Genomic DNA, 2,290 nt, shown 5'->3' with positions numbered 1-2,290 from the left:
CTTTATCTTCTTTCTCTGATTCAATTTCTACATCTTCTTTTTCTTTTTCAGATCCTTTATCTTCTTTCTCTGATTCAGTTTCTAAAATTCCCTCTTTTTTTCTTATTTCGCATGAATCATCTTGAATATTCAGTTTTTCTTCCTTATAAACTTTGTTCCATATTCCCTTACCAATCCATGGCTTATTCATCACCATCCCCCCATCTGATGAAATTCATAAAAATATGTTTTTTGTACGCGACCATTTCATCATTATATATGTTTTATAATAATAAAAAAGACATTGTCTTTTTATTAAAGACAATGCCTTTTTAGTTTTATACTCGTACTTGTTGTACTTGTAAAACTTTTAAAGTAAGATCTAGTACAATTTTTTCACGAAGAGTATCAAATGGCTCGTTTAATTCTGTTGGACAAGGGGAAAAGTCTAATTCGAAAAATTGAGCGCTGACTAATTCGCAATATGGTTGTTCGTTATAAAAAACCGTATTTTCGAAGAAGTATTTGTCTAAACGTGGTAAATCACCGTTATTAGGATTAATAAAGTGAGAAGTAGTATCTGAGGAAGCAGCTACTATAGCTTGTGATAGAAAATCTGCTGCTGTTAAATCAGCAAAACCAGAAAATGGAACATTTGCAATGCGGTCATATAGCACTCCATTACACTCACCATTTGCATATTCAATATTTTTACGAATATATCCTTGTACAAATAATTTTGCTCTTGTAACTCGGCGGTAATTTGTACCTTCTACTGGAGTAAATGCTACAGGAACTAACTTACATTGTGTTAAAAATACATTTTTTAAAATACGTTTAATTTCAACTGCTGGAGGATCTAAATGGATATCGGACTCTACAACAATTTGAATTGTTCTTTCTGCTAATACAACTGGTATTTTTACAATCGGTGCTCCTGGAGTAAGAATTGGTGTTGCAGCTGCATCACTTAATGGTGTTTGAGTTTGTCCATCTACCTGACATGGTACATTAATTGGGCATTGTTCGCTCATATTTTATAATCTCCTTTATACAATATTTTGGAGTTTTTTAACTCTCTATACTGTATATGTATCTATTCTATTAATGCGTGGGTTCCTATAATAGTTACTTTCATCATTTACAAAAAAAATAGCAATTTCATTGTTAGTTAAACACTCACAACTAAATATATTGAGACTTTATATGTATCTACCTAATATAAAAAGAGAATTTCTGAACCCTCATCGTGGAAGTAGGAACTGATGTGTTAATTATATTCAATAGTAATAGAAGAAAAATCAATATTGATATCACTCTACTGTTGAAAAAAATAAAAACCGACTAAAAAAAGTCGGTTTTTATACCCAAATTTTTGCGGAATCCCTTCATCCTTATCATTAATATCATTGTTTTATTCTCAAGTTTTTCACTAGAATTTATCAACTCTTCTTAGGAAACCAATCTTGTCGTCATTCTTTCCCTTTAATTCCATTTATTAACATCTCTTTTAATGCCTTTTTATCTTTGGATAGTTTAGTTTTTGTTTGCAATTATAAAAAACAAGCCTACTAAACGTTAATTTACTAGTCTTATGACGTTGTACAATCCGTACACGCTCCCGTTCATTCACCTATTATTTACAAAATAAGTATCATATGCCTTATCAAAAACATACCCTAGCTTATCTGCTAATTTGGCAGAAGTACTATTCGCTGCGTCCCAGTTTGGATACTTACCCTTTTCTAAACAATCCAATATTAAGGCCGCACAAACTACAGTTGCCAATCCCTTTCTTCTATGATCAAAATCAGTAGCAACTTCGATTTCAATACCATCATCATAAATACTATACGATGATGCACCACATACGACTTCTCCATTATACAAAATACAATAACCTATACCTCGATTTACATAATCATCTATTGAACAGAATTGGCTTATAAAATCTTCAGAAACGTTGTGTAATGATGGGTTATTCGCGATATGCTCATCTATCTTTCTTAATTCATATCCTTTTGGAAGTGCCGATATAAAAGATTGTAATTTTGTATGATTAAACACGTCTGCATTTCTTTTAAATTTATATCGTAAAAACTTATCTATTTTTCTTTCATGGAATGTTTCTAAACGCTTTTTCCACTCATCACTATTAACGATTACTAAAATTCTTTCAGGAATGTTACGCAATAACTCTTCTGTTTCTTTCGCATTTGAGTCTCCAGCGTAAAATGTAAAAATCCCTACGGTAATTTGTGCTACTTTCGGATTTTCAAGATCGTTCACCCACGCGTTACCCATATGCCCT

At 31.7% G+C, this 2,290-nt stretch carries 2 protein-coding genes and 1 pseudogene; all 3 read right to left on the bottom strand.

The window, feature by feature from the left end:
* Positions 1-190: pseudogene (locus tag KI356_RS26320) on the bottom strand (BC_2427 family protein); the annotation flags it as partial.
* Positions 191-317: 127 nt separating this feature from the next.
* On the bottom strand, positions 318-1,013 hold the full coding sequence (locus KI356_RS26315; RefSeq protein WP_212936918.1) for a CsxC family protein: 696 nt from the start codon (positions 1,011-1,013) through the stop codon (positions 318-320).
* 595 nt (positions 1,014-1,608) lie between these two features.
* The coding region (locus KI356_RS26310; RefSeq protein ID WP_212936917.1) for a GNAT family N-acetyltransferase at positions 1,609-2,290 on the bottom strand (682 nt) is incomplete at its 5' end.

The sequence above is a fragment of the Bacillus hominis genome (assembly GCF_018332515.1).
GTDB lineage: Bacteria > Bacillota > Bacilli > Bacillales > Bacillaceae_G > Bacillus_A > Bacillus_A hominis.
This window is presented reverse-complemented; position numbering and strand designations above follow the sequence as displayed.